Annotated in this window: 21 protein-coding genes; 10 read left to right on the forward strand and 11 right to left on the reverse strand. The window is 59.4% G+C overall.

The genetic code is table 11. The features are described 5' to 3' along the window. Window positions 1–28 precede the first annotated feature (28 nt). Complete coding sequence (locus tag QRN36_RS01840) at window positions 29–1,174, forward strand: alpha-xenorhabdolysin family binary toxin subunit A (protein ID WP_285422558.1); 1,146 nt, start codon at window positions 29–31, stop codon at window positions 1,172–1,174. Between the two features lie 39 nt (window positions 1,175–1,213). After that, the gene (locus QRN36_RS01845) at window positions 1,214–1,990 is read left to right on the forward strand and encodes a hypothetical protein (protein WP_285422559.1); all 777 of its coding nucleotides are present in this window, start codon (window positions 1,214–1,216) and stop codon (window positions 1,988–1,990) included. Between the two features lie 54 nt (window positions 1,991–2,044). Here the strand turns inward: QRN36_RS01845 and QRN36_RS01850 are convergent, their stop codons facing one another. Next, window positions 2,045–3,208, reverse strand: a complete 1,164-nt coding sequence (locus QRN36_RS01850; RefSeq protein WP_093462711.1) for a type III PLP-dependent enzyme — start codon at window positions 3,206–3,208, stop codon at window positions 2,045–2,047. Window positions 3,209–3,872: 664 nt separating this feature from the next. On the opposite strand from QRN36_RS01850, the gene QRN36_RS01855 reads away from it, so the two are divergent. Continuing rightward, window positions 3,873–5,123 (forward strand): DUF2599 domain-containing protein, encoded by a 1,251-nt coding sequence (locus QRN36_RS01855; protein WP_285422560.1) that lies wholly within the window; start codon window positions 3,873–3,875, stop codon window positions 5,121–5,123. A 122-nt stretch (window positions 5,124–5,245) separates the two neighbouring features. On the opposite strand, the gene QRN36_RS01860 is transcribed toward QRN36_RS01855, so the two are convergent. The 4 genes from QRN36_RS01860 to QRN36_RS01875 are packed head-to-tail and all read right to left on the reverse strand — an operon-like array spanning window position 5,246 to window position 8,716. Continuing rightward, window positions 5,246–6,412: a betaine/proline/choline family ABC transporter ATP-binding protein gene (locus QRN36_RS01860; RefSeq protein WP_285422592.1), complete on the reverse strand. Its 1,167-nt coding sequence runs from the start codon at window positions 6,410–6,412 to the stop codon at window positions 5,246–5,248. An 11-nt stretch (window positions 6,413–6,423) separates the two neighbouring features. Beyond that, on the reverse strand, window positions 6,424–7,077 hold the full coding sequence (locus QRN36_RS01865; protein ID WP_285422561.1) for an ABC transporter permease: 654 nt from the start codon (window positions 7,075–7,077) through the stop codon (window positions 6,424–6,426). Further along, window positions 7,074–8,033, reverse strand: a complete 960-nt coding sequence (locus QRN36_RS01870; RefSeq protein ID WP_285422562.1) for a glycine betaine ABC transporter substrate-binding protein — start codon at window positions 8,031–8,033, stop codon at window positions 7,074–7,076. Before QRN36_RS01870 ends, QRN36_RS01865 begins: the two co-directional genes overlap by 4 nt. Before the next feature lie 26 nt (window positions 8,034–8,059). After that, the gene (locus QRN36_RS01875) at window positions 8,060–8,716 is read right to left on the reverse strand and encodes an ABC transporter permease (protein ID WP_285422563.1); all 657 of its coding nucleotides are present in this window, start codon (window positions 8,714–8,716) and stop codon (window positions 8,060–8,062) included. Between the two features lie 333 nt (window positions 8,717–9,049). Here QRN36_RS01875 and QRN36_RS01880 point away from each other — a divergent pair, with 333 nt between their 5' ends. Next, window positions 9,050–10,633, forward strand: a complete 1,584-nt coding sequence (locus tag QRN36_RS01880) for a peptide chain release factor 3 (protein ID WP_285422564.1) — start codon at window positions 9,050–9,052, stop codon at window positions 10,631–10,633. Window positions 10,634–10,811: 178 nt separating this feature from the next. Here the strand turns inward: QRN36_RS01880 and ggt are convergent, their stop codons facing one another. The 3 genes from ggt to QRN36_RS01895 all read right to left on the reverse strand — a co-directional run bounded on the left by ggt (window position 10,812) and on the right by QRN36_RS01895 (window position 14,608). Further along, the gene (ggt, locus tag QRN36_RS01885) at window positions 10,812–12,479 is read right to left on the reverse strand and encodes a gamma-glutamyltransferase (RefSeq protein WP_285422565.1); all 1,668 of its coding nucleotides are present in this window, start codon (window positions 12,477–12,479) and stop codon (window positions 10,812–10,814) included. Window positions 12,480–12,655: 176 nt separating this feature from the next. Next, a complete protein-coding gene (locus QRN36_RS01890; RefSeq protein ID WP_285422566.1) occupies window positions 12,656–13,555 on the reverse strand; it encodes an NAD-dependent epimerase/dehydratase family protein in 900 nt (299 codons plus the stop codon). A 117-nt stretch (window positions 13,556–13,672) separates the two neighbouring features. Continuing rightward, on the reverse strand, window positions 13,673–14,608 hold the full coding sequence (locus QRN36_RS01895; RefSeq protein ID WP_285422567.1) for a DMT family transporter: 936 nt from the start codon (window positions 14,606–14,608) through the stop codon (window positions 13,673–13,675). 112 nt (window positions 14,609–14,720) lie between these two features. Between QRN36_RS01895 and QRN36_RS01900 the strand changes: the two genes are divergently transcribed. Then, window positions 14,721–15,611, forward strand: coding sequence for a LysR family transcriptional regulator (locus tag QRN36_RS01900; RefSeq protein ID WP_285422568.1), 891 nt, complete (start codon window positions 14,721–14,723; stop codon window positions 15,609–15,611). 65 nt (window positions 15,612–15,676) lie between these two features. Here QRN36_RS01900 and QRN36_RS01905 read toward each other — a convergent pair whose 3' ends face one another. Together QRN36_RS01905 and QRN36_RS01910 are read right to left on the reverse strand one after the other, a co-directional pair. Next, window positions 15,677–16,573, reverse strand: a complete 897-nt coding sequence (locus QRN36_RS01905; RefSeq protein WP_093462687.1) for a LysR family transcriptional regulator — start codon at window positions 16,571–16,573, stop codon at window positions 15,677–15,679. A 167-nt stretch (window positions 16,574–16,740) separates the two neighbouring features. Beyond that, the gene (locus QRN36_RS01910) at window positions 16,741–17,325 is read right to left on the reverse strand and encodes an NAD(P)H-dependent oxidoreductase (protein ID WP_285422569.1); all 585 of its coding nucleotides are present in this window, start codon (window positions 17,323–17,325) and stop codon (window positions 16,741–16,743) included. Between the two features lie 199 nt (window positions 17,326–17,524). Here QRN36_RS01910 and QRN36_RS01915 point away from each other — a divergent pair, with 199 nt between their 5' ends. Further along, window positions 17,525–17,839, forward strand: a complete 315-nt coding sequence (locus QRN36_RS01915) for a putative quinol monooxygenase (RefSeq protein ID WP_093462681.1) — start codon at window positions 17,525–17,527, stop codon at window positions 17,837–17,839. A gap of 6 nt (window positions 17,840–17,845) precedes the next feature. Here QRN36_RS01915 and QRN36_RS01920 read toward each other — a convergent pair whose 3' ends face one another. Continuing rightward, window positions 17,846–18,610 carry a sulfite exporter TauE/SafE family protein gene (locus QRN36_RS01920; protein ID WP_285422570.1) on the reverse strand — a complete coding sequence of 255 codons (765 nt, stop codon included), beginning with the start codon at window positions 18,608–18,610 and terminating at the stop codon, window positions 17,846–17,848. Between the two features lie 220 nt (window positions 18,611–18,830). On the opposite strand from QRN36_RS01920, the gene QRN36_RS01925 reads away from it, so the two are divergent. The 4 genes from QRN36_RS01925 to argH all read left to right on the forward strand — a co-directional run bounded on the left by QRN36_RS01925 (window position 18,831) and on the right by argH (window position 22,361). Further along, window positions 18,831–19,754 (forward strand): LysR substrate-binding domain-containing protein, encoded by a 924-nt coding sequence (locus tag QRN36_RS01925; protein ID WP_285422571.1) that lies wholly within the window; start codon window positions 18,831–18,833, stop codon window positions 19,752–19,754. 60 nt (window positions 19,755–19,814) lie between these two features. Further along, on the forward strand, window positions 19,815–20,159 hold the full coding sequence (locus QRN36_RS01930; RefSeq protein WP_285422572.1) for a cupin domain-containing protein: 345 nt from the start codon (window positions 19,815–19,817) through the stop codon (window positions 20,157–20,159). Window positions 20,160–20,394: 235 nt separating this feature from the next. Next, on the forward strand, window positions 20,395–20,649 hold the full coding sequence (gene grxC / locus QRN36_RS01935; protein ID WP_093462672.1) for a glutaredoxin 3: 255 nt from the start codon (window positions 20,395–20,397) through the stop codon (window positions 20,647–20,649). A gap of 284 nt (window positions 20,650–20,933) precedes the next feature. After that, window positions 20,934–22,361 (forward strand): argininosuccinate lyase, encoded by a 1,428-nt coding sequence (gene argH, locus QRN36_RS01940; protein ID WP_285422573.1) that lies wholly within the window; start codon window positions 20,934–20,936, stop codon window positions 22,359–22,361. Window positions 22,362–22,972: the final 611 nt, after the last annotated feature.

Here is a 22,972-nt window from a genome sequence, read left to right on the forward strand (position 1 = left end):
CCCCTTATCCCATTAAAGGATTAACAACATGAAATCATCCGACCCCTTGGATGACGCCCCCATTCGCGATGAGAGATTTGACTTGGCAGAGCGACTGCCCGAGCTTTTGATTTCTGCCGCAGCAGGGACGTCAGAAGACGTCTTTCGCGCGCCTGGGCTTATTCTTACAAAAGCACAATTGGTTGATCTAAAGCGGTATGAAACCCGCGGCCTCGCACTTCCGACGTCGCTCAGCGATGTCATTGTTTATCTCGGCTACGCCACCGGCGCGGGCTCCAATCTAGAAGCCCGGGACTTCCAGACGACTTTCAATCATATCCATCAACACGCCTCGCAATGGAACCCGCTTCGCACCGACCTGATGAACGTCGGCAGCGAACTCTGGGTCTTCGCCGACCAGATGATGACTCACGCCAGCGGCGTTCGACAGCTGTATGACGAGGTCAAAGCCAAGCCTTCCGGAAACGTTGATCCGCAAGATTTGGCGGACGTCCTGCAGTACATCCAGCAAGTTGCTTCGCTCGTGCTCCAGCGTCGAAACGGGACAGAATCACTCAAGCGCCGACTCGATGCTTTCTCCAAAGAGTTGTCCACTGCAGTGATGCCCCAGGTGCAGCTCAAGCTACGAAGCATCGACACCAGCCACTTGCAGCCCGACATTCAAGCCCTGATCGACACCATTGAAAGACGGGGCGCTGACATCGAAGAGAAGCAACGGGAATACAAAACGCTGGTGAAGAAGTCGTCACTGAACATTTTTGCCTTGCCGGGATTAGGCCTCTATTACAGCGACGAAGCCGATAAAGTGCGCAATCAGATCAGCGCACTGCGTCAGCAACAGGAGGCCAGCGTTGTTCGGCTTGAGCAGAAAAACAGGATTCACGCCTCACTTCATCGTGTTCGCTGTGACTTGCATGATCTGTCACGGGTCATTCTCGATGCAGACATCGCCACTCAAAACATGGTCATTGTGTGGAACGGCCTGCACACCTACCTGACTCACTCGATTGAGGAAGCCGGAAGAATCGAGGACGCACTGTCCCTGCGCCGCCTGTTGAACGCTTTTAACCTCGTGGCCGAGCCTTGGGGTCAAATAAAAAGAGACGCGGATACATTACTCAACGTGTTCAAAGAGGCCGATCAAGCCTTTCGCAAGAACTACGGACATCAGTAGCAATCCCGATTTCACCCGCAGCGCCATGGAGGGCGAATAATGACCACGCATCTTATCGAATACGACGACATGGCCTATCTAGGCTTCCACATGGGCTACCTGAAAAAGCTGCCCGAATACATTGAAGCCTTCAAGATCACGCTGGGGCTGGTGCCGGAAGCCGAATATGGCCGCTACGACGAACCGGCAATGGATCAGGTCGTCACCCTGGCGGAGCAAGGCAGCTCACTCTGGACCGCCAGCGCAACGCAGATACGTTCAATCCACCAGGACACCAAAAAGAGTTTGGCGCAGATAATCCTCATATTGGATAGCAACTCGCTCGACAGCCGACTTCCACCGCTTATCAAGGAGCTGCTGCGCCATAAAGCAGCCTTCGAGCGCCAGCAGGCGGAATGCGATGGCATCATCGAATGCGCGCAGCAGACAACTCCTCGATTCATGGACTTCATGGCCTTGAGGATGTATGAACATGCGAAACGCAAAGGGCTGCTGGTCACAAGCACGTCGAGCAACGCACCGGATACGCTGGTCAGCGCGTTGATGGACGAGAGCAGCCTGGCTTCGGCGCGCAACAAACTGGAATGGCATCGCCGCGCGTACAACACGGCACTTCTCTCGGCTGGAAATATGGGCGCTTACTGCTCGCGCCTGTCGTGTCTCTTGACCGCGACCGTCGAGGATATTCAGGCGATCGAGGCCGACCTCTCACCTCGACACCTGGCGGTGTCCTGTCAATCAGCGGCCAGTTCAGCGCGCGAAGCACTGCGCCTGATCGATTACACACACGACCTCATTCTTCGATTCCGCTTCTGAACTGGCAAAAAAAGACGGCACCGCGATGGGTGCCGTTTTTCATCACAGCGGTCGTTACACGTAGTAGGACTTCAGCGGCGGGAAGCCATTGAACTCGACTGCGCTGTAGCTGGTGGTGTACGCGCCGGTGGACAGCCAATACAGGCGGTCACCAATGGCCAGGTTCAGTGGCAGACCGTACTTGTAGTTCTCGTACATGATATCGGCGCTGTCGCAGGTCGGGCCGGCGATGACGACTTCTTCGACTTCGCCTTTCTTCTCGGTCCAGATCGGGAACTTGATCGCTTCGTCCATGGTTTCGATCAGGCCAGAGAACTTGCCCACATCGGTGTAGACCCAACGCTCGACGGCGGTGCGCGACTTACGCGCGACCAGCACGACTTCGCTGACCAGAATGCCGGCGTTGGCAATCAACGAACGGCCCGGCTCCAGAATGATTTCCGGCAGATCGTCGCCGAAATCTTCTTTCAGGAAACGGATGATTTCTTCTGCGTACGTTTCCAGGCTGTTGGTACGGGTGATGTAGTTGGCCGGGAAGCCGCCGCCCATGTTGATCAGCTTGAGCTCGATGCCGTCTTCTTCCTTCAGGCGCTCGAAGATCACTTTGACCTTGGCGATCGCAGCATCCCAGACGCTGATGTCGCGCTGCTGGGAACCGACGTGGAAGGAGATGCCGTAAGGCACCAGACCCAGGTCGCGGGCCAGGATCAGCAGGTCCATGGCCATGTCGGTCTGGCAGCCGAATTTGCGCGACAGCGGCCAGTCGGCGGTGGTCGAACCTTCGGTCAGAATGCGCACGTAGACTTTCGAACCCGGTGCTGCCTTGGCGATGTTGCGCAGGTCAGCTTCGGAGTCGGTGGCGTACAGGCGCACGCCCTTGTCGTAGAAGTAGCGGATGTCCTTGGATTTCTTGATGGTGTTGCCGTAGCTGATGCGCTCCGGGCCAACGCCGCGACCCATGACCTTGTCCAGCTCGTAGATCGACGCGATGTCGAAGCTCGATCCCTTTTCCTTGAGCAGATCAATGATCTCGACAGCCGGGTTGGCTTTGACGGCGTAGTAAACCTTGGCGAATTCGAAACCGGCGCGCAGGTCATCGTACGCCTGGCTGATCATCGACGTGTCGATGAGTACGAAAGGGGTTTCTTGCTTGTCGGCGAACGCCTTCATTTTTTCGAAGGTGCTCTTTGCGAAATAATCTTCGACCTGAATCGACATGCGGGGACTCCTGTTGGCAAACGGTAAAAAACAATGGGTGCGAGGGCCTGGCCCTCATGAACGTCCTCCGTATCCCCACTTTGGTTCGCCTACTTCCCAAGGCCGATCGCCGAAAGCAAAAAAAGCCATGGGAAGCGGGTTCCCTTGGCCTTGCTGTCTCGTCGTCAGTACTTGAGCCGGATGGATCGTTTCCAGCATGGACGTTCGGCGCGAACTTTAGGACCTGAGGGGTTCAAGATCAACAAAAAATGTCGCTTTTATGCCCGTTTTTGCCGAGCGGGCATTGGCCACATCTCACTCACCCTGTAGTAACCGACCGATGTGACAGGGTGATGTTCCCAATGAAGGCCAATTTCAGCGACTAGGCAGACTGGCGCCCGAATGTTGCGAGGTTTTGAGGGCTGCGCTTGCGGTCCGGGAGCTGTCGCCAGCCATTCGGCTTGCGACGGCGTTCAGCAACACGCCCTTTCAAAGATCTGACATTGATCAGCGGTAGGATTACCTTCGATCAATCGGCAATTAAAACAGCCACGCCTACTTCGAAATATGCTCACCACTGTTAGTTCTGACAGTTGTCCACACCTGGCCGTACGAATACTCTGAATAAGGAAATCAGATGAAGATTAATTAAATGTTCTGTCCGCTAACGGACGAGGGCTATGCCATGGATCGCGCCTGTATAAAACCCTGTTTCCTCATAATGGCTTTACCGGCCGTTTTTATATTCACTGAAGTTCACGCCGGCGTCGGCAGCGACACCGTATGGCAGATGAGATATTACTATAATCGAACCCTTGAAGACTGCGGCAGCGGGCGGCCACTGGATCAATGTTCCGGATTAAGAATGCGCGGTACTGACAGCATGAAGTCTTTCGAGCCATGGGACCCCAGCCCTGCGTCCGTCAACAGCAAAGGCGTATCGATGTCATTTACCCGTCAGGACATTAAATATCAGGACTTGGGACTCAGGAAAAACAACGGGTTCGTATTGAAACCCAATGATTTCATCTCCGACTCAGAAAGAAAGATCTATACGTTGTGTTTTTTCCCCATTGACGCATGGACCGACGACCGCAACGACGCTGGCTGCAGCGACAACCGTACGACAGTTGAAGTAGAGAAAAGCTGCCAGAGTATGGGCGTCGACTCCGCAGCGCAGTGGGTGGAGAATTACAAAAAAGTCGGATTCAATCATCAGAAGCAATGCGGCTTTGAAATCAAAGGCCGAGAAGATGACGCGCAGGCTTACTGGCAGGGCGTCCGAGCGCGGCAAGGAATAAAGGACCGTTACGACACGATCCAGACGCAAACCGAAATCAGGGTACCTACCTGGAAAGACGACGAAGATGCGCAACTGCCCATTCTCGCGTTTATCTACACGCCCACCGACAGAGTCAGAGATATAAAAGGCCTGCGCGAGGCCAAGGATGACCAGTTGCGTTATTACAATAAAACTGGCAAATGGGTACCGGTGGTCAGGGTTGATCTGCCAAGGAATAACAACCAGGAAGCCGTGTTCACTTACTACGATGCGGATCAGGCAGCGCCCATTCCGACCGTTGAGAACAACTGCAAAAGTTACATTGAAAACGCCACATGGGAACGCCGCGAAGATCCCTACCTGAAAGGTAATCCCTGGTCGCTGATGATCAAACCCACCGAATGCGGGAAGAAGATGAACAAAGCTCAACAGCATGCGGCCTACGCCGAGCTGTTCAGCAAGTATGCAAGCGACCCGCGCTGGCAGCCGGACAACGGCAGCATGGAACGTCAGTTCGTCTGCCATCTGGAATGGAGCGGTGATGACCGCGGCAAAAAGATATTCGCACGCGATAAGCCCACTTGGAATCTGGAACCCAGCCGCCCTGTGGCCTCATGGGATGAGGTCTTCAAACAAGGCTGCAATCCGTATTGAATAAAACATTGCGGTTGCCGGGTGCACACCTGTAGCAGCGCGGCCTGCCGGCGGTAGCCCATCGAATGAAAGCTACCGTCGACAAAGCGGACTTCTGCAGGCTTTCGCCCGCGATCAAAAAATCAAGAAGCCGCCTGCTCCGCCACTTCCGCTGGGGAAACGATGCTGGTCTTCTTCCCGCGGGACTGGCCGGAGCTCAGGTAGGCGGCGATCGACTCCTGGGTCACTTCACCCAAGAATACGTTTTCGGCATCCAGTACCGGTAGCCAGGAGCGGTTGAATTCGTACATGCGCGACAGGAGGATGCGCAGGTGTTCGTCGTAGGCCGCCGTGGCGTTGAACGGGCGCAGGTATTGCTCGCAAGTGCCGCTCTGGCGGTGCAGGTCGCGGCGCCGCACGTAACCCATCGCTTTGTTCTCGCCATCGGTGACCACGACGTACCGGCGATCCTGTTCGTCCATGGTTTCCAGGGCGTCGGCCACCGGCGTTTCCGGGCTGACCGATGGCGCGTTGTCGGCGGCGTCTTCGGCCTTGACCAACAGCAGTCGCTTGAGCGTGCTGTCCTGCCCCACGAAGTTGCTGACGAAATCGTCCGCCGGGTGCGCCAGCAGGGTGTCCGGGTGGTCGATCTGCAGCAACTTGCCAGCGCGGAAAATGGCGATCTTGTCACCCAGTTTGATGGCTTCGTCGATGTCGTGGCTGACCATGATCACGGTCTTGTTCAGCGCACGTTGCATCTCGAAGAACTCGTTCTGGATCATCTCGCGGTTGATCGGGTCGACCGCGCCAAACGGCTCGTCCATCAGCAGCAAAGGCGCATCGGCCGCCAGCGCACGGATCACGCCGATGCGCTGTTGCTGACCACCGGACAGCTCGCGTGGATAGCGATGCAGATATTGCTTGGGCTCCAGCTTGATCATGCTCATCAGTTCACGCGCACGGTCGTGGCATTTCTGCTTGTCCCAGCCGAGCAGCTTGGGCACCACCACGATGTTTTCTTCGATGGTCATGTTCGGGAACAGGCCGATCTGCTGGATCACGTAGCCGATGTTCCGGCGCAGGGTCACTTCATCCAGGCCAGTGGTGTCTTCGCCGTTGATCAGGACTTTGCCGGAGGTGGGCATGATCAGGCGGTTGATCATTTTCAGCGTCGTACTTTTGCCGCAGCCGGACGGGCCGAGGAACACACAGATCTCGCCTTCGTTGACGGTCAGGCTCACCGAGTCGACGGCTTTGACTTCTTTGCCGTTGCTTTGAAAGGTCTTGCTGAGGTTCTGCAGTTCAATCATTTGTTTAGCGATCATTTGAGCAATCCTTTTGGAGTCAGCGAGCGTTGCAGCCATTGCAGAAGCAGGTCGGCGAAGATGGCCAGAATGCTGACCAGTACGGCGCCGACGATCAGCATCGACATGTCGCTGCGGCTGATGGAAGCGAGGATGAGTACGCCCAGACCGCCAGCGCCGATCGTGGCGGCAATGGTCATGACGCCGATGTTCATGACCACGGCGGTGCGCACGCCGGCGAGGATCACGGGCACGGCGATCGGCAGTTCGACCATGCGCAGGCGCTGGCCGAAGGTCATGCCGATGCCTTTGGCGGCCTCGCGGATACCGGGTTCGACGCCGGTCAGCGCGAGATAGGTGTTACGCATGATGGGCAACAGCGAATACAGGAACACCGCCGTGATCGCCGGCATCGGGCCTAGCCCCTGGCCGAACTTGGAGTAGAACGGCAGCAACAGGCCGAACAGGGCGATCGACGGGATGGTCAGCAGCACCGTGGCGCTGGCTTGCAGCGGGCCGGCCAATACCGGGAAACGTGTCATGAACACGCCCAGTGGCACGCCGGCGAGGATCGCCAGCGACACCGCGATGCCCACCAGCGCGATGTGTTGCAAGGTCAGGTGCATGACCTGATTCCAGTCCAGATGGGAGAAGGCGCTGAGGAAGCTCATAGTTTCTCCTCTTGTTGCTTTTCTACCGGCGTCTGCCTGATCGGCACGCTTTCGGCGGAAGGATTGATCGGGTGGCTTCGCAGGAAGTCAGCTGCCACGACGGTAGGACTTTCGTGATCGACGTCGACGCGCGCGTTCAGATCGATCATCGTCTGGTTGTCCAGCAGCGCGGCCAGCGGTTTGAGCTGGTCGGCCAGTTGCGGGTGCTGGTCCAGGTATTCCTTGCGGATCACCGGCGCGGCGGTGTAATCGGGGAAGTAGTGCTTGTCATCGTCCAGCACCTTGAGCTTGAACGCATTGAGTCGTCCGTCCGTGGTGTAGACCAGACCCGCGAACACTTGCCCGTTGCGCAGCGCGGTGTAGACGAGACCGGCATCCATCTGACGAGTGTTTTCACGGCTCAGGTTCATGTCGTAGTGCTTGACCATGCCCACCAGCCCGTCGGAACGGTTGGCGAATTCGGTGTCGAGCGCGACGATATGACTCTCCTTCGCCTCATCCTTGAGCAAGGTTGTCAGTTGGGAAACGTTGTTGATCTGTGGATACGCTTTGGCAACCTTGTCCGGCAGCGCCAGCGCGTAGGTGTTGTTGAACTTCGAGGGGGACAGCCAGACCAGGCCCTTTTTAGCGTCCAGATCCTTTACGCGCTGATAGGTCTGTTCGCTGTCGAGTTTTTCATCGACATGGTTGTAGGCCACCAATGACACGCCGGTGTACTCCCAGAGCATGTCCAGCTGGCCGGATTCCTGCGCACTGCGCGCAAGGTTGCTGCCCAGCCCCCCGGTGATCTGCACCTGATAGCCCTTGTCGCGCAGGTATTGCGCGGTCAGTTCGGCAAGGATGGTTTGCTCGGTGAATACCCGGGCGCCGATGCGCAGGACAGGCATTTCCGCCGCCTGGGCGAACCCCGCCAGCAGCAGGCCCGCGCCTGCGATGAGTGTGCATAACTTCTTCATTCCAATTCCTTCTTCAGCGCGGCGGCTCAGCGAGCCAGGCCACGTTCCAGCCAGAGGCGACTCGCCAGGGTCACGGCGCCGTCGAGCAACAGGGCCAGCAGCGCGGTACACGCAGCGCCCAGCACGAGCTGTGGCTGGTTGTTCAGGGCAATGCCGGGGAAGATCAGGCTGCCAAGGCTGTTGGCGCCGATCAGAAACGCCAGCGGTGCGGTGCCGACGTTGATCGCCAGTGCCACCCGCACGCCGCCGACGATGATCGGCACCGCATTGGGCAGCTCGACACGCCACAGCACCTGACGAGGCGTCATGCCGATGCCGGTGGCCGCTTCTTTGAGAGAGCCCTGGACGTTTTTGAGGCCTTCGTAGGTGTTGCGCACGATCGGCAGCAACGAGGCGAGGAACAGCGCGAAGATCGCAGGTCCGCTGCCGATGCCCAGGATGCCCAGAGCAATGGCCAGAACCGCAAGAGGAGGAACGGTGTTACCGATGTTGAAGATCTGCATGAAGCGTTCGGCGCGGCCAACCATGTTCGGTCGGCTCAAGACAATGCCAGTCGGAATTCCGACCAGCAGATCATCCTGATACTGCTTGAGGGTACTGATGCCGATCCACTGGATCAGCAGGGCCAGAAGCACGACGACAATCGCACCTCCCAATAGCCCCTTGCCATAGCGATTAGCCACAGGCGGACTCCTTATTTCAGTCGGCGAACGTCTGGCGGGCGACGGGCCTGTTCAGGCCGTCAGCGAACGTTCGCGAAGAGCAGCGGGTGGATCGCCGGAAAGGGTGAAGCTTCGGCGAAGACACAAGCCATGAGCGCAGCTTCGTCAAGCTAACTTGCTGATTTTGCAACCCTTGGCGCTTTGCATTGCCTGGGAATGGACGTCTCCATAACCGCAAAGGTTCCCACGTGAGATGCTATCTGGCCACCCCTGATTGACTGAACGGTTCGGTTATTGCATTGAGTTGGGCTATAATCGCCGCCCTTTTTTGAATCACCTTTCGGGCGATTTCCCATGACCAGACAGGCCGCCGAAGTCGCGAAACGCCGCACTTTCGCCATTATTTCCCACCCGGATGCGGGTAAGACGACCATCACCGAAAAACTGCTGCTGATGGGCAAGGCCATTGCCGTCGCCGGTACGGTGAAGTCCCGCAAATCCGACCGTCACGCGACATCCGACTGGATGGAGATGGAAAAGCAGCGCGGCATTTCCATCACCACCTCGGTCATGCAGTTCCCGTATCGCGACCACATGATCAACCTGCTCGACACCCCGGGCCACGAAGACTTCTCCGAAGACACCTACCGCACGTTGACTGCGGTTGACTCGGCATTGATGGTGCTCGACGGCGGTAAGGGTGTAGAGCCCCGCACCATCGCGCTGATGGATGTCTGCCGCCTGCGCGACACGCCGATCGTCAGCTTCATCAACAAGCTGGACCGCGACATCCGCGACCCGATCGAGCTGCTCGATGAAATCGAAGCGGTCCTGAAGATCAAGGCTGCTCCGATCACCTGGCCGATCGGTTGCTACCGCGACTTCAAAGGCGTTTACCACCTGGCTGACGACTACATCATCGTCTACACCGCCGGCCATGGTCATGAACGCACTGAAACCAAGATCATCCAGAAGCTGGATTCGGACGAAGCCCGCGCGCACCTGGGTGATGAGTACGACCGTTTCGTCGATCAACTGGAACTGGTTCAGGGCGCTTGCCACACGTTCGATCAGCAGGAGTTCCTTGACGGTCAGCTGACCCCGGTGTTCTTCGGAACGGCGCTGGGCAACTTCGGTGTCGATCACGTGCTGGACGCCGTCGTCGACTGGGCCCCCCTGCCGCTGCCGCGGGTCGCCAACGAGCGCACGGTGGAGCCGGTGGAAGAGAAGTTCTCGGGCTTCGTGTTCAAGATCCAGGCGAACATGGACCCCAAACACCGCGACCGCATTGCCTTCATGCGCATCTGCTCGGGCAAGTACGACAAGGGCATGAAAATGCGCCATGTCCGCACCGGCAAGGACGTGCGCATCGGTGACGCGCTGACCTTCTTCTCCAGTGAGCGTGAACAGCTCGAAGAGGCCTACGCCGGCGACATCATCGGTCTGCACAACCATGGCACGATCCAGATCGGCGACACCTTCACCGAAGGCGAAGCACTGGGTTTCACCGGTATCCCGCACTTCGCGCCAGAACTGTTCCGTCGCGTGCGTCTGAAGGATCCGCTCAAATCCAAGCAGCTGCGTCAGGGCCTGCAGCAGCTCGCCGAAGAAGGCGCCACTCAGGTGTTCTTCCCGACGCGCAGCAACGACATCATCCTGGGCGCCGTCGGTGTGCTGCAGTTCGATGTGGTCGCCAGCCGCTTGAAGGAGGAATACAAAGTCGAATGCGCCTACGAGCCGATCACCGTGTGGTCAGCCCGCTGGATCGACAGCAGCGACAAGAAGAAGCTTGAGGAATTCGAGAACAAGGCCGTGGAAAACCTGGCAGTCGATGGCGGCGGTCACTTGACCTACCTGGCGCCGACGCGGGTCAACCTGAGCCTGATGGAAGAGCGCTGGCCGGACATCAAATTCCGCGCGACCCGTGAGCACCATTAAGGGCCATTGAGCCATAACGGCTGGTGATCGTTCCCACGCTCCGCGTGGGAATGCCGACCGTGACGCTCCGCGTCATCTACTGCGGGACGCGGAGCGTCCAGGATGCATTCCCACGCAGAGCGTGGGAACGATCATTCAATGGGTGACCAACGCCTTTGCCCTGAGAGCGAAACGATAGTTACTTCACCACCATCCCCACGCCTCGCCCGCGCGGGTCGGACGCCGTTTCGACTTGGGTGCCGTTGATCCTGATCGCCTGCACGTTCCCCATCGACCAGCCTTGATCCTTGATCGTATACCTCATGGCCTTCAGCTCGTTGGCGACAGGTTCGGGCATCGGGGCAAATTTCTCGGTGAAAATCGTGTCCTTCGGCAGCAATTGATGATGCACGCGCTGAGCCGCGACGGCGTCTTTCAATGGCATGTGGAAATCGTAAATGTTGTTCAACACCTGAAACACCGTGGTGAAAATTCGCGAGCCGCCGGGCGTCCCCAGCACCAGCGTGACGGCGCCGTCGCGGGTGACCAGGCTCGGGCTCATCGATGACAGCATGCGCTTGCCCGGCTCGATGGCGTTGGCATCGCCTCCGACCACGCCGAAAGCATTCGCAACGCCCGGCTTGGCACTGAAATCATCCATCTCATCGTTCATCAGAAAGCCCGCGCCTTTGACGACGACGCCGCTGCCGTAATCCCAGTTCAGCGTGTATGTATTGCTGACCGCATCGCCTCTGGAATCAACGATGGAAAAGTGCGTGGTCTGGTGCGATTCAAGCCCTGCCTTGACGTTTTCGGTGGGTGAAATGGCGTTCGGGTTTACCTCATGGGCGCGCTGGACGAGGTAGGTATGGTCGGTCAACTGGCTGACCGGCGCCTGGGAGAAATCCGGGTCGCCCAGATAGTTGGCGCGGTCGGCGAACACGCGCTTTTCGATTTCCGCGAGCAGGTGAACATAGCGCGCCGAATTGAGCGGCACGCCTTTGAAATCGTCGCTCAGCTGTTGCTTGATGCCGATCAGTTGCGCGAGCGCCACACCGCCTGAGCTCGGCAGCGGCGCTGTGTACAGGGTGTTGCCGTCGAAATTGACGCGCAACGGTTTGCGCCACACCGCTTTGTAATCGGCCAGATCCTGCCGGGTGATCAGCCCGTTGTCGTTCTGCATCTGCGCAACAAGCAGGTCAGCGGTCTCACCTTTATAGAACTCGTCGGCGCCTTTGTTTGCGATGCGCTCAAGGGTCTTGGCCAGCTCGGGCTGACGGAAGATTTCACCCGCCTTCATGTTGCCGAAATAGTCGCCGAAATTGGTCTTGCCGTTCAGTTGCTTGATGGCTTCGGCGCCGTACAGGTATTGCTTGTCCGCCACGGTAAAGCCGTTCCTGGCGTAGCCGATCGCCGGCGTCAGAAGCTCGGCCCATTTCAGCTTGCCAAACTTGCGATGCGCTTCCCATAGCCCCATGACCGTACCGGGCACCCCGCTCGCTCGCGCGCCCACCAGGCTCATGCCTGGAATCACCTCGCCCTTGGCATCCAGATACATGTCGCGCGAAGCGGCCTTGGGCGCGGTTTCGCGGTAGTCGAGAAAGTACGGCTTGCCTTTGATGAACAGAGTCATGAACCCGCCGCCGCCAATGTTCCCGGCCTCGGGATAGGTTACTGCGAGGGTGAAGGCGGTGGCGACAGCGGCGTCGACTGCGTTGCCGCCTTTCCTGAGGATCTGTGCGGCAACTTCAGCGCCGTATTGGTCCGGTGCCGCAACGGCGCCGCCTTCCAGCGCGATGGCATAAACCGGTGAACTGGCGGCAAAGATCACCGCAAGGGCGAGGGTTTTCAGGGTCACGACTCGCATAAGGCATCCTTTGTAGGCGGGCGGCGACAGCTTGTGTCAGACGGGCTGTCCAGTGGCTGTCGAGACTAACGGTACGACTCCTCATTAATGATGAAACTTCCCGCAAACGCAAACGGCCACCCGAAGGTGGCCGTTATCCTGCGCAGCGCTCACAACACGCTTTGAAGATCGCAGGATCAGGCTTTGATCATGTCGTGCTCGATCCAGTCGATCACCGACGTGCGTTTCGGCACCCAACCCAGCAATTCCCGAGCATGCTTGCCACGCACGCGGCTGTTGGAACCCAACCCGTAATTGGCCATCTCGTAGCCCCATTCGGCTTCGGCGTCCTTGAGCGGCCAGTCTTGCGCCGTGCCGAGCCCCATGGCCTTGGCGATCGCGTTGCTCATGTCGAGGAAAGATGCTTCGCCGCTTTCGACGAAATAGAACGTGCCTGCCGGATTCTTTTCCAGCGCCAGCGCGTAAACCTCGACCACATCGTCGATGTGAACGTTGGACCAGATATTGCCGCCCGTTCCGACGTGGCGCACGATCCCGCTCTTGCGCGCCTGTTTGACCAGTCGTGGCAACTGCACGCTGTCACGATTGACGCCCAGGCTGTGGCCGTAAATGAGGGTGTTGCACAGGACAGCCGAGCGTACGCCGTCTTTGGCGGCGGCCAGGACCAGATCATCGATGGCGACGCGAGCAGCCTTGTCCGGGGTCGCGGCGGGCAGTTGGCCTTCGTAGTAAATCTTGTCACTGCCTTTGCCGCCCGATGCATCGCCGACAATGCTCGAACCACTGGTATGCAGGAAGGGTTTGTTCGACCCTTTCAGGCCTTCGATCAGAGCCTCGACCGCGCCGCGATGGTCGCTGCTCGCCGCATTGATCACGCCATCGGCCTTGCGCGCCTGTTCGATCAGCATGTCCTTGTCGTCCAGCGTGCCCACCACTGCAACGATGCCCAGCGCCTTGAGTTCCTGCGCCTGCTCGGCACTGCGCACCAGACCTATGACGTGATGGCCTTTCTGGACCAGGCCGGTTGCGATGGAGCCACCGATAAAACCTGCGGCGCCGGTAATGAAGATGTTCATGGGGTGACTCCCGTTGGCTGTGAATGATGGACTCAGTATCGACCGATGATTCGGTACGAAAAAGAGAGGTCAGCCCAAAAGAATCTTGCGCGCAGGTCACGAATCCCCAGTTTGCCGTTACCCCGGCAGCCGCCGCTCCCGACGCAGATTCAGCGCCAGCACGCTGCTCAGCACCACGATCGAACCCACGATGACCATTGCCGACGGCATTTCACCCAGCAGCGCCGAGGCGATGGCAATCGCCATAGGCGGTGTCAGGTACAGACTCATGGAGGCGCGGCTGACCTCCATGTGCTGCAACACGTAAGCCCACGCCAGATACGCCAGCGCGCTGGGGAAAAAGCCCAATACCCCCACGGCAACGTTGACCCGCATTGGCGCATTGAGAATTTCGCCCCACAACCCCGGCAGGTAGACGAGCAGGAAGACCGTCCCCGCCCAAACCGTGTAACAAACCATCGTCAGCCCGTCATAACGATGGCTGTAGCGCTTTTGCAGCGAGAAATACACGCTCCAGGAAAACGCCGCGAGCAACACCAGCAGCCCGCGCACGTCGATGTGTCCGAATCCGCGATCGCCGGTGATGACAATGCCCACGCCCACCAGCCCCCACGCCACGCATGTCCAGCGCCATGCACTCACCCGCTCCTTGAACACGAAATGCGCAAGCAGCGCCGTGAACAGCGGCATCGACTGGATCAACACGCTAGAGGCCCCGGCGCTGACACCGGCCTGACCGAAGTTTAGGGCGATGTGATGCAGGCTGACGGCGAAGAAGCCGAGCACAGCCAGCAGCGGCAAATCCTTGAGGCGCGGGAGAGAAATGCGCAGCGACGACGCGATCAGCGCCATGAACACCGAGGCGATGAGAAACCGCAGCAGCGCCAGATGACCCGGGTCGTAGCCTTGCAGACCGATGCGAATACCGGTGGGCGAGAAACCCCAGCATGCCACCACGAAAACGGTCGCCAGCGCGACCTTCAGGCCCTGCCAGCGCAGCCTGGCCAAGCCTGGATCAACGGCTATATTCACCGGTTCGTTCGCGACGCTCATTTCGATCCTCCTGCCGAACGGCCCAATGCCTGCTCGTGCAGAGGAGTATCGAAATAACTTATGCTCACCACAACCGAACGATAATGACTCAACCATTCACTTTTGGTGACGCATGGAATTGGCCCAGATTCGCATGTTCAAGACGGTTGCCGACACCGGCAGCATCGCCCGCGCCGCCCAGGTTCTGCATTGCGTGCCATCCAACATCACTGCCCGGATCAAGGCACTGGAATCGGAACTGGGCACCGAGCTGTTCTTTCGTCAGGGACGCGGTTTGCGCATCAGCCCGGCAGGCGAGATTTTCCTGACCTACGCCGGGCGCATGCTCAGTCTGGCGGACGAAGCAAGGCGCGCGGTGCATCCCGATGCGGCGCCGTCCGGCCCCTTGCGCATCGGCGCCATCGAATCCTCAGCCACCTCGCGCTTGCCGCGCCTACTCGCCAGATTCCATGCGCGTTTCCCGCAGGTCTCGCTTGAGTTGACCACTGGCACCGGGCCGCAATTGCTTGAGGCCACCCTGAACCAGAAACTCGACGGCGCGATCGTCGCCATCGACGTCAAACGTGCGCGCCTCAAGCGCATCTCGATGTACCGCGAAGATCTGGTGCTGATTGCCGCCGAATCCCTGGGGCCGATCAACAGCGCCGCCGACCTGCAGGGCAAATCGATTTTCATGTGGCCGGAAGGCTGCCCATACCGTGCGGCACTTGAGCGATGGCTGCTCAACCATGGCCAGGCGCATCCAATCATCAGCATTGCCAGCTATGGCACGATTGTCGGCTGCGTGAGCGCAGGCGCGGGCGTCGCGCTGGTGCCCAAAGGCGTCTTCGAGCAGTACCGGAAAGGCTCAGGCTGGGTGGGCTATGAATTCCCTGAGCTGACGTCCATCGATAACCTTTTCTACTGGCACGAAAACGCCGAACACCACCCGGCGAGGGATGCGTTCGTGGAGATGTTGAAAGCGGAATTCAGCGCCGTGAGCCCAGGCCCCTTCCCGGCCTAAGCCGGTCCTGCTAACGCAACGCGCAATTCTGTAGGGAATGGTTAAGGCCGCCTGCGCGGGCGGTCTCAGGCTGCGTAATTCGCCAGCTTTTGCTGGATGAAATCCAGAAAGCACTGGATTCGCAGCGCCAGTTGCGAGTTGCGGTAATACACCGCGTGAATTGGCTGCCGATAACCGCTGTTGGATTCCGGCAGGATGACTTTCAGGCGGCCCAGGCGGATGTCTTCGTGGGTCATGAAATGCGACAGACAGACGATCCCTTCACCCGCCAGAGCCAGTTGACGCAGGGTCTCGCCACTCGACGCAGACACCGTCGGCTGGATGAACAAACGATCCCCGTCGGCGTGGCGCAGCGGCCAGTGGTTGAGGGTTTCGGTCTGAGTGAAGCCCAGTAACGAATGCTCGCTCAGCGCCTGAACGCTCTTCGGCGTGCCATGCTTTTTCAGGTATTCGGGGCTTGCCAGAATATTCAGCGGGCTGGTGCCCAACGCGCGAGCGTGCAGCGTTGAATCTGCCAGCACGCCGATCCTGATCGCAACATCGGTGCTCTGTTCCAGCAGGTCGATGATCAGATCGTTGCTGTTCAGCTCCAGCTGGATATCCGGATACAGCGCCCGAAATTCCGCCACATACGGCACGATGGAATGCAGCATGAATGGCGACGCCGCATTGATGCGCAAGCGACCCGACGGTGTCTGCTGGCGCAGCGACATCCGCTCTTCCAGCTCTTCCATCTGCCCCAGTATCTGCTTGGCCCGCTCGAGGAAAAACTTGCCTTCCTCGGTCAGGTCCATGCGCCGCGTGGTGCGGTTGATCAAGGTGGTGCCCAGTTTGCTTTCCAACCGCGACAAAGTGCGGCTGATGGCGGAGGGCGTCTGACCGACCTGTTCGGCGGCCGCCGAAATCGAGCCGCTTTCAATCACTGAAACGAACACCTGTAACTCATCGGATCTGGCTTTCACTGTTGACCTCCGCTCAAAACAGCCTGGATATTAGCCCTGTTTCAAGCAAAAGCCACAGAGATCACCGCTGCCGCCCGCTGAGCAGAAACACCCTGAGTGCGCCACCGAATGCGCGGCTGGCCCTGCGCTTGCGGGCCAGTTGTGCCTAGTGGGTTGCGCGATGTTCCTCAGAGGCCGAACACCGATACCAGGTGCGCTTCGTAGCGTTTTACGTCGGCGTCGATCTGCGGCACCTTCATTACGTCAACGGCCAGAAAGGTCGGCAGACCGGTCATGCCGAGAAACTGATTGGCTTTGTGGAACGGGAAGTAAACGGCGTCCACGCCCTTGGCTTCGAAGAAGTCGCTCGGGTCGTCAAACGCTTGCTGCGGCGCGTTCCAGGTCGCCGAAATCATGTACTGCTTGCCGTGCAGCAATCCGCCGCTGCCGTATTTCTGCGAGCTGTCGGAACGGGTGCGGCCGTCGTTCGCGTAGAGGCTGCCATAGCCCTCTGTGAACACCTCGTCGACGTACTTTTTCACCGTCCACGGCGCGCCCATCCACCAGCCCGGCATTTGCCAGACGATGACGTCGGCCCAGAGGAATTTCTGCACTTCCTCGGCGACGTCGTAACCCCCGTCGATGAAGGTTTGCTGCACGTCAAAACCTGCGCGATCCATGAACGCCAGGCCCGCGTCGTGCAACGTTGCGTTGTAACGGCCTTCAGAATGTGCGAACTGCTTGCCGCCGTTGATGAACAGAATCTTTTTCATGAAAACCTCGTCGTTGCCCAACCTCAGAGCCGCTGAGGAAGCGTCTGAACCGGGCGTCATAAATGGGAATGGACGGCAGGATAACGATGCAGGACGAGACAGAAAAGTAGGTTCGCAGCAAAGCTCATTTGCGCTGAAGTCACGAATGAACGAAGGATTGTTGTCTTAGAATTCGTGCACTTCCATTCGAGGACACACCATGAGTGATCTGCACGGGTTCATTCTTCACGCCCAGACAAAACCTGAAAAATCCGCGGAATTCGAAGCGCTGTTCAGCGGCTACGTCGCCGCAAGCCGCAGTGAAGAAGGTTGCATCGAGTACCACATGCTTCGGGATCAGCAGGACCCGACGCTGTTTATCTTCTACGAGATCTGGCAATCGAAGGCCCATCTGGACGTGCACTCGGGGCTGCCGCACATGGCCGAATTCTTCGAGAAGCGCATGGAGTATCTGGCGCGGGATTTTGAAATACGCCGCGTCGAGATGATCAGCCCGTCTTCGGCTGTTCGCTGATCTCTGCTAACCCGCAACGATCAGATGAGCGCCCAGCAGCGCCATGCCGATAAAGAAAACACGCTTGAACAACAGAGCGCTGATGCGTTGGCGCAGCCACTGCCCGAACACCATGCCAAGCAATGCCGGGATCAGCGCCAGCAGCGAAGCGCCCATCTCGGCGCCGCCCACGGCACCGTTCCAGAACAACCCGGCGCCCAACGCCAGGGTGGACACGGTGAACGACAAACCCAGCGCCTGAACCAGCTGATTGCGGTCCAGCCCCAGCCCCTGAATGTAGGGCACGGCCGGAATCACGAAGACGCCGGTGGCCGAGGTGATCAGGCCGGTGACCACACCACACAGCGGCCCGAGCCATTTCTCTGCGGCAGGCGGCACGTGCAGCGTGGGCAGGAACAACCCGCACAGCGCGTATGCCAGCAGCGCAACGCCCAGCGCCCGGCTCATGCCGTGACCGCTTCCAAGTCCCAGCGCGTACGACCCCACTACCGTGCCGACGACGATCATCAGCAACAGCGGCCAAAGACGTGCGCACAATCCGCGCAGGTGCCCACCCGCCGCCAGTTGCCAGAGATTGGTGAACGTTGAGGGAATCAACAGCAATGCGGCTGCCTGTGTCGGCAACATAGCCACACCCAGCAGCCCCATCGCCACTGTCGGCAAGCCCATGCCGATCACGCCCTTGACCGCACCAGCGAGCAGGAAGGCCACCATGACCAGCAATGACAGGCCCCAACCGATATTTTGATACAGCGCAAGGAATGTATTCATGGGCATAGGGTGAGCGAATCGGGCAGGCGTTTAAATCTGCAATATATTGAGGCAGACTTCGGCGTGGACGTAGGCACACTCCATCTGCTGCCAGGCATTCATCCGCGCACAGGCGAACTGCACCTGAATCTGCTGTGATTCGTCGCACGGGTGACGCCTCTCCGGACGCTCAGGATGTCCGATGTGATCCCTCGCCTACTGAGACTTATCGAGCCGCGCCATGCATTTCGACCTGACCGACCTGAAGCTCTTCCTGCATGTTCTTGATGCGGGCAACATCACCGCCGGTGCGGCTCGCACCCACCTGTCACTGGCCTCGGCCAGCGCGCGAATTCGCGGGCTGGAAACCTCGCTCGGCGTTGCGCTGCTGGAGCGCGGTCGTCGAGGTGTCACGCCCACGGCGGCAGGCAAGGCGCTGGCTCAGCACGCCCGGCTGATCCTGCAACAGGTCGAGCGCATGCAGGCTGATCTCACCGATTACGCGCAGGGTTTCAAAGGTCAGATACGCCTGTTGTGCAACACCTCGGCGCTGAGCGAGTACCTGCCGGAGCGGCTGGCAGCGTTTCTCGTCAGCCACCCCAACATCAACATCAACGTCGAAGAGCAGCCCAGCCTGCGCATCCTCCACGCAGTGCGCCAGGGCGCTGCGGAGCTGGGCATCATTTCCAATGCCGTCGACGCCAGCGATCTGCAAACCCTGCCCTTCTGTGCCGATCCGTTGATGCTCGTCACGCCCGCCGGGCACCCATTGGCCGGACTGGCGAGCGTGCGTTTCGGGCAAACGCTGGCATACGAATTCGTCGGTCTGGGCGCCAACAGCGCCATGGCCATCTACCTGGAAGAGCAGGCGCTGCATTTGGGTCGTCGGCTGAAAACCCGCGTGCGCGCGGAAAGCTATGACGGCGTGATGCGCATGGTCATGGGTGGCGCGGGGCTGGGCATCGTGCCGCTCGCAGCGGTCGAGCGATTTCAGCAGGCGGGAAAACTCAGCGGCGTTGCGCTGAGCGATGACTGGGCCGATCGCAAGCTGTTGCTCTGCGCGCCAGATTTCAACGCCCTGCCGGAATACGCAAAAGCGCTGGTGCGCACGCTGAGCGGGCAGACTGCGTTTCTGGACACCTCAATGTCGAGCCCAGACAACTGACCGTCGCGGGACCTCCATAAGGTGAGCAGGCGCAACATTCGCCACTCAACCGGAGCTGAAATGAACAAGCCGATCACCGTACTTCGCGACACCACGCCCCTGCCCGTCGTCGACGCCTGCAAATGGGAGCGCATTGGCGGCGACCCGCACACCGTCAACCTCAACGCCTACACCAGCGACGATGGCACAAAGATCATGGGCACCTGGATATGCACGCCAGGCAAGTGGCTGGTCGAGTACGTGAAGTGGGAATACTGCGACTTTCAGGAGGGCTACTGCATCATCACGCCGGAAGGTCAGGCGCCTATTCATCTGAAGGCCGGTGACAAGTTCATCGTCGAGCCCGGCATGAAAGGCACGTGGGAAGTGGTCGAAACCGTGCGCAAGTATTTCGTCTTCGCCTGAAAATACGCCCCGTTCCGCCGACCTCATGAACAGGTCGGCGGCGGGAGTCTCTGCATCCCGCCTTCGCCAAACGCTGCACCATCCAGCCGCTCTATCGACTTCATAAATGTTTTTGCTGCTCGACTTTTCTCGATAACCGCTAAGATGACAACCGTAATAAATGCCCGAACAACCTCGCGGCATTTGCGATCGCATCCAGGGCTGCTGCACAGGCCCGACCACGGAGCTCATTGTCATGTCTGAAGTCACCCTCTACACCACCAACAGCTGTCCTTACTGTGTCGCCGCCAAGAACCTGCTCAAAGCCAAGGGCGTGGAGTACACCGAGATCAACGTCCAGACGTCGATGGAACAGCGCAACATCATGATGGCGCGCAGCGGCCGTCGCACCGTGCCGCAAATCTTCATCGGCGACCATCATGTCGGTGGCTTCGACGACATGGCGCTGCTTGAGCGCAAAGGCGAACTCAACGCGCTGCTGGCGGGGTAAACGCCCCGTTCGCCAAGCGTCATCGGTGGGAGCGAGCCTGCTCGCCCCATCGGCGCTCAGGTCGTGAAGATTCACTGGATGTGCCGGCCAGTTTGTCCGACGCTGAAGTCGTTCATGAACGTTCCCGCAGCCGCGTCCACTTGACGGTGAAATGGCAGGTTTCCATTTCTGCCAAGTGGACTTGCCATTTGTAACATTTCCCCGCAAGCGCGTTTTTCCTAGCATCCCTCGACGTCGTCGACGCCTGGTTCGCCAGCCACCACGTACTTGAGGAGAGAATGCATATGTCTGATGCCACCGAGCGTCTATGGGGCGCGCGCTTCAAATCGGCGCCTGCCGAGGCCATGGCCAACCTGTCGCGCTCGCCCAGCGTTTACTTCCGCATGACGCCGTATGACGTCGCCGGCTCCAAGGCCCACGCCCACGAACTGGAGCGCGCCGGGCTGCTGGACGCTGACGAAACGCAGCGCATCATTGCCGCATTGCAGTCGATCGACGAAGACTTTGCCGCGGGCAGGGTTCAGCCCATTGCCGCTGACGAGGACGTGCACACGTTCATCGAGCGCCTGCTCACCGAACGACTGGGTGCGCTGGGCGGAAAACTGCGCGCCGGACGCTCGCGCAACGATCAGACCGCCAACGACATGCGGCTATTTCTCAGGGATCAGATTCGCGTGCTGACGCTGTCCATCCTTGATCTGCAGAACGCACTCGTCGTGCAGGCCGAGGCGCACATCGATACCATCGCGCCGGGCTTCACGCATCTGCAACAGGCGCAACCGATTGTCTTCGGTCACCACTTGATGGCCCACGCTCAGGCCATTCACCGCGACCTTCAGCGGCTGCAAGACTGGGACCGACGCTTCAGCCTGTCGCCACTGGGCGCCGCCGCGCTGGCAGGTTCGGCCATCGCCCGCGACCCGCATCGCTCGGCGGCGGAGATGGGCTATCAAGGCCCGTGCGAAAACTCCATCGACGCGGTTGCCAGCCGCGATCACGTCGCCGAATTCCTGTTCTGCGCCAGCATGCTGGGGATCAACATTTCGCGCATGGCGGAAGAGTTCTGCGTCTGGACATCGCGGCAATTTCGCTGGGTCGAACTCGACGATGCCTACGCTACGGGCAGCTCGATCATGCCGCAGAAGAAGAACCCGGACATCGCCGAACTGGCACGCGGCAAGTCGGGCCGGCTGATCGGCTCGCTGACCGCCATCCTGTCGGTTCTCAAGGCTCAGCCGCTGTCCTACAACCGTGACCTGAGCGAGGACAAACACGCCATATTCGATGCCGTGGACACCTTGAATCTGGTGTTGCCAGCGTTCGCCGGGATGGTCCGGACGATGAAGGTGCGCAAGGAAGAGTTGCTGCGTCAGGCGCCACTGGGATTCACCCTGGCGACCGAGGTTGCTGATTGGCTGGCCGTGCGTGGCGTACCGTTCAAGGAGGCTCACGAGATCACCGGGCAACTGGTGCAGCTGTGCGAAGCGCAAGACATCGGCCTAGAAGACCTGACACCGGAAATGCTGGCGCAGACCGATGCACGTCTGACCCCGGAGGTGCTGGAAGCCCTGACGCTGGAGGCGGCATTGACCGCGCGCAATGGCTGGGGCGGCACGTCACCGGTGCGAGTGGCCGAACAGATCCAGCGCTTCAAGCAGCATCTGACGAGCCACGAACAGTGGGCCAAGGACTACAGCGGCCCGCGCGGCTGACTCGAATCTGGCAGGGCACAGGTTTTTACGACGACTGCGTCGCCGATCGCGGGACAAGCCACGCTCCCACAGGTTTTGCGGCGTGTCTTCGCGAGCAAGCGGCCCACGGGTTTTACGTTTGACACAAATTCTGATAACGCCACAAATCCCTTGTAGGAGCGTGGCTTGCCCGCGATCTGGCGCTCAGCGGCAGCAGAATCGGATGACGCGGTACTTCAGGCAGATCGCATAGCCCGGGATTCACGACGACTGCGTCGCCGATCGCGGGACAAGCCACGCTCCCACAGGTTTTGCGTCACGTCTTCGCGAGCAAGCTGGCCCACAAGTTCTGCGCTCGACACAAATTCTGACAACGCCACAAACCCCTTGTAGGAGCGTGGCTTGCCCGCGATCTAGCGCGCAGCGGCAGCAGAATCGGGTAACGCGGCACATCAGGCAAACCGCATGGCCCGGTTCACGACGACTGCGTCGCCGATCGCGGGACAAGCCACGCTCCCACAGGTTCTGCGTCACGTATTCGCGAGCAAGCTGGCCCACAAGTTCTGCGCTCGACACAAATTCTGGCAACGCCACAAACCCTTGTAGGAGCGTGGCTTGCCCGCGATCTGGCG

This window comes from Pseudomonas sp. efr-133-TYG-103a (assembly GCF_030209235.1).
GTDB lineage: Bacteria > Pseudomonadota > Gammaproteobacteria > Pseudomonadales > Pseudomonadaceae > Aquipseudomonas.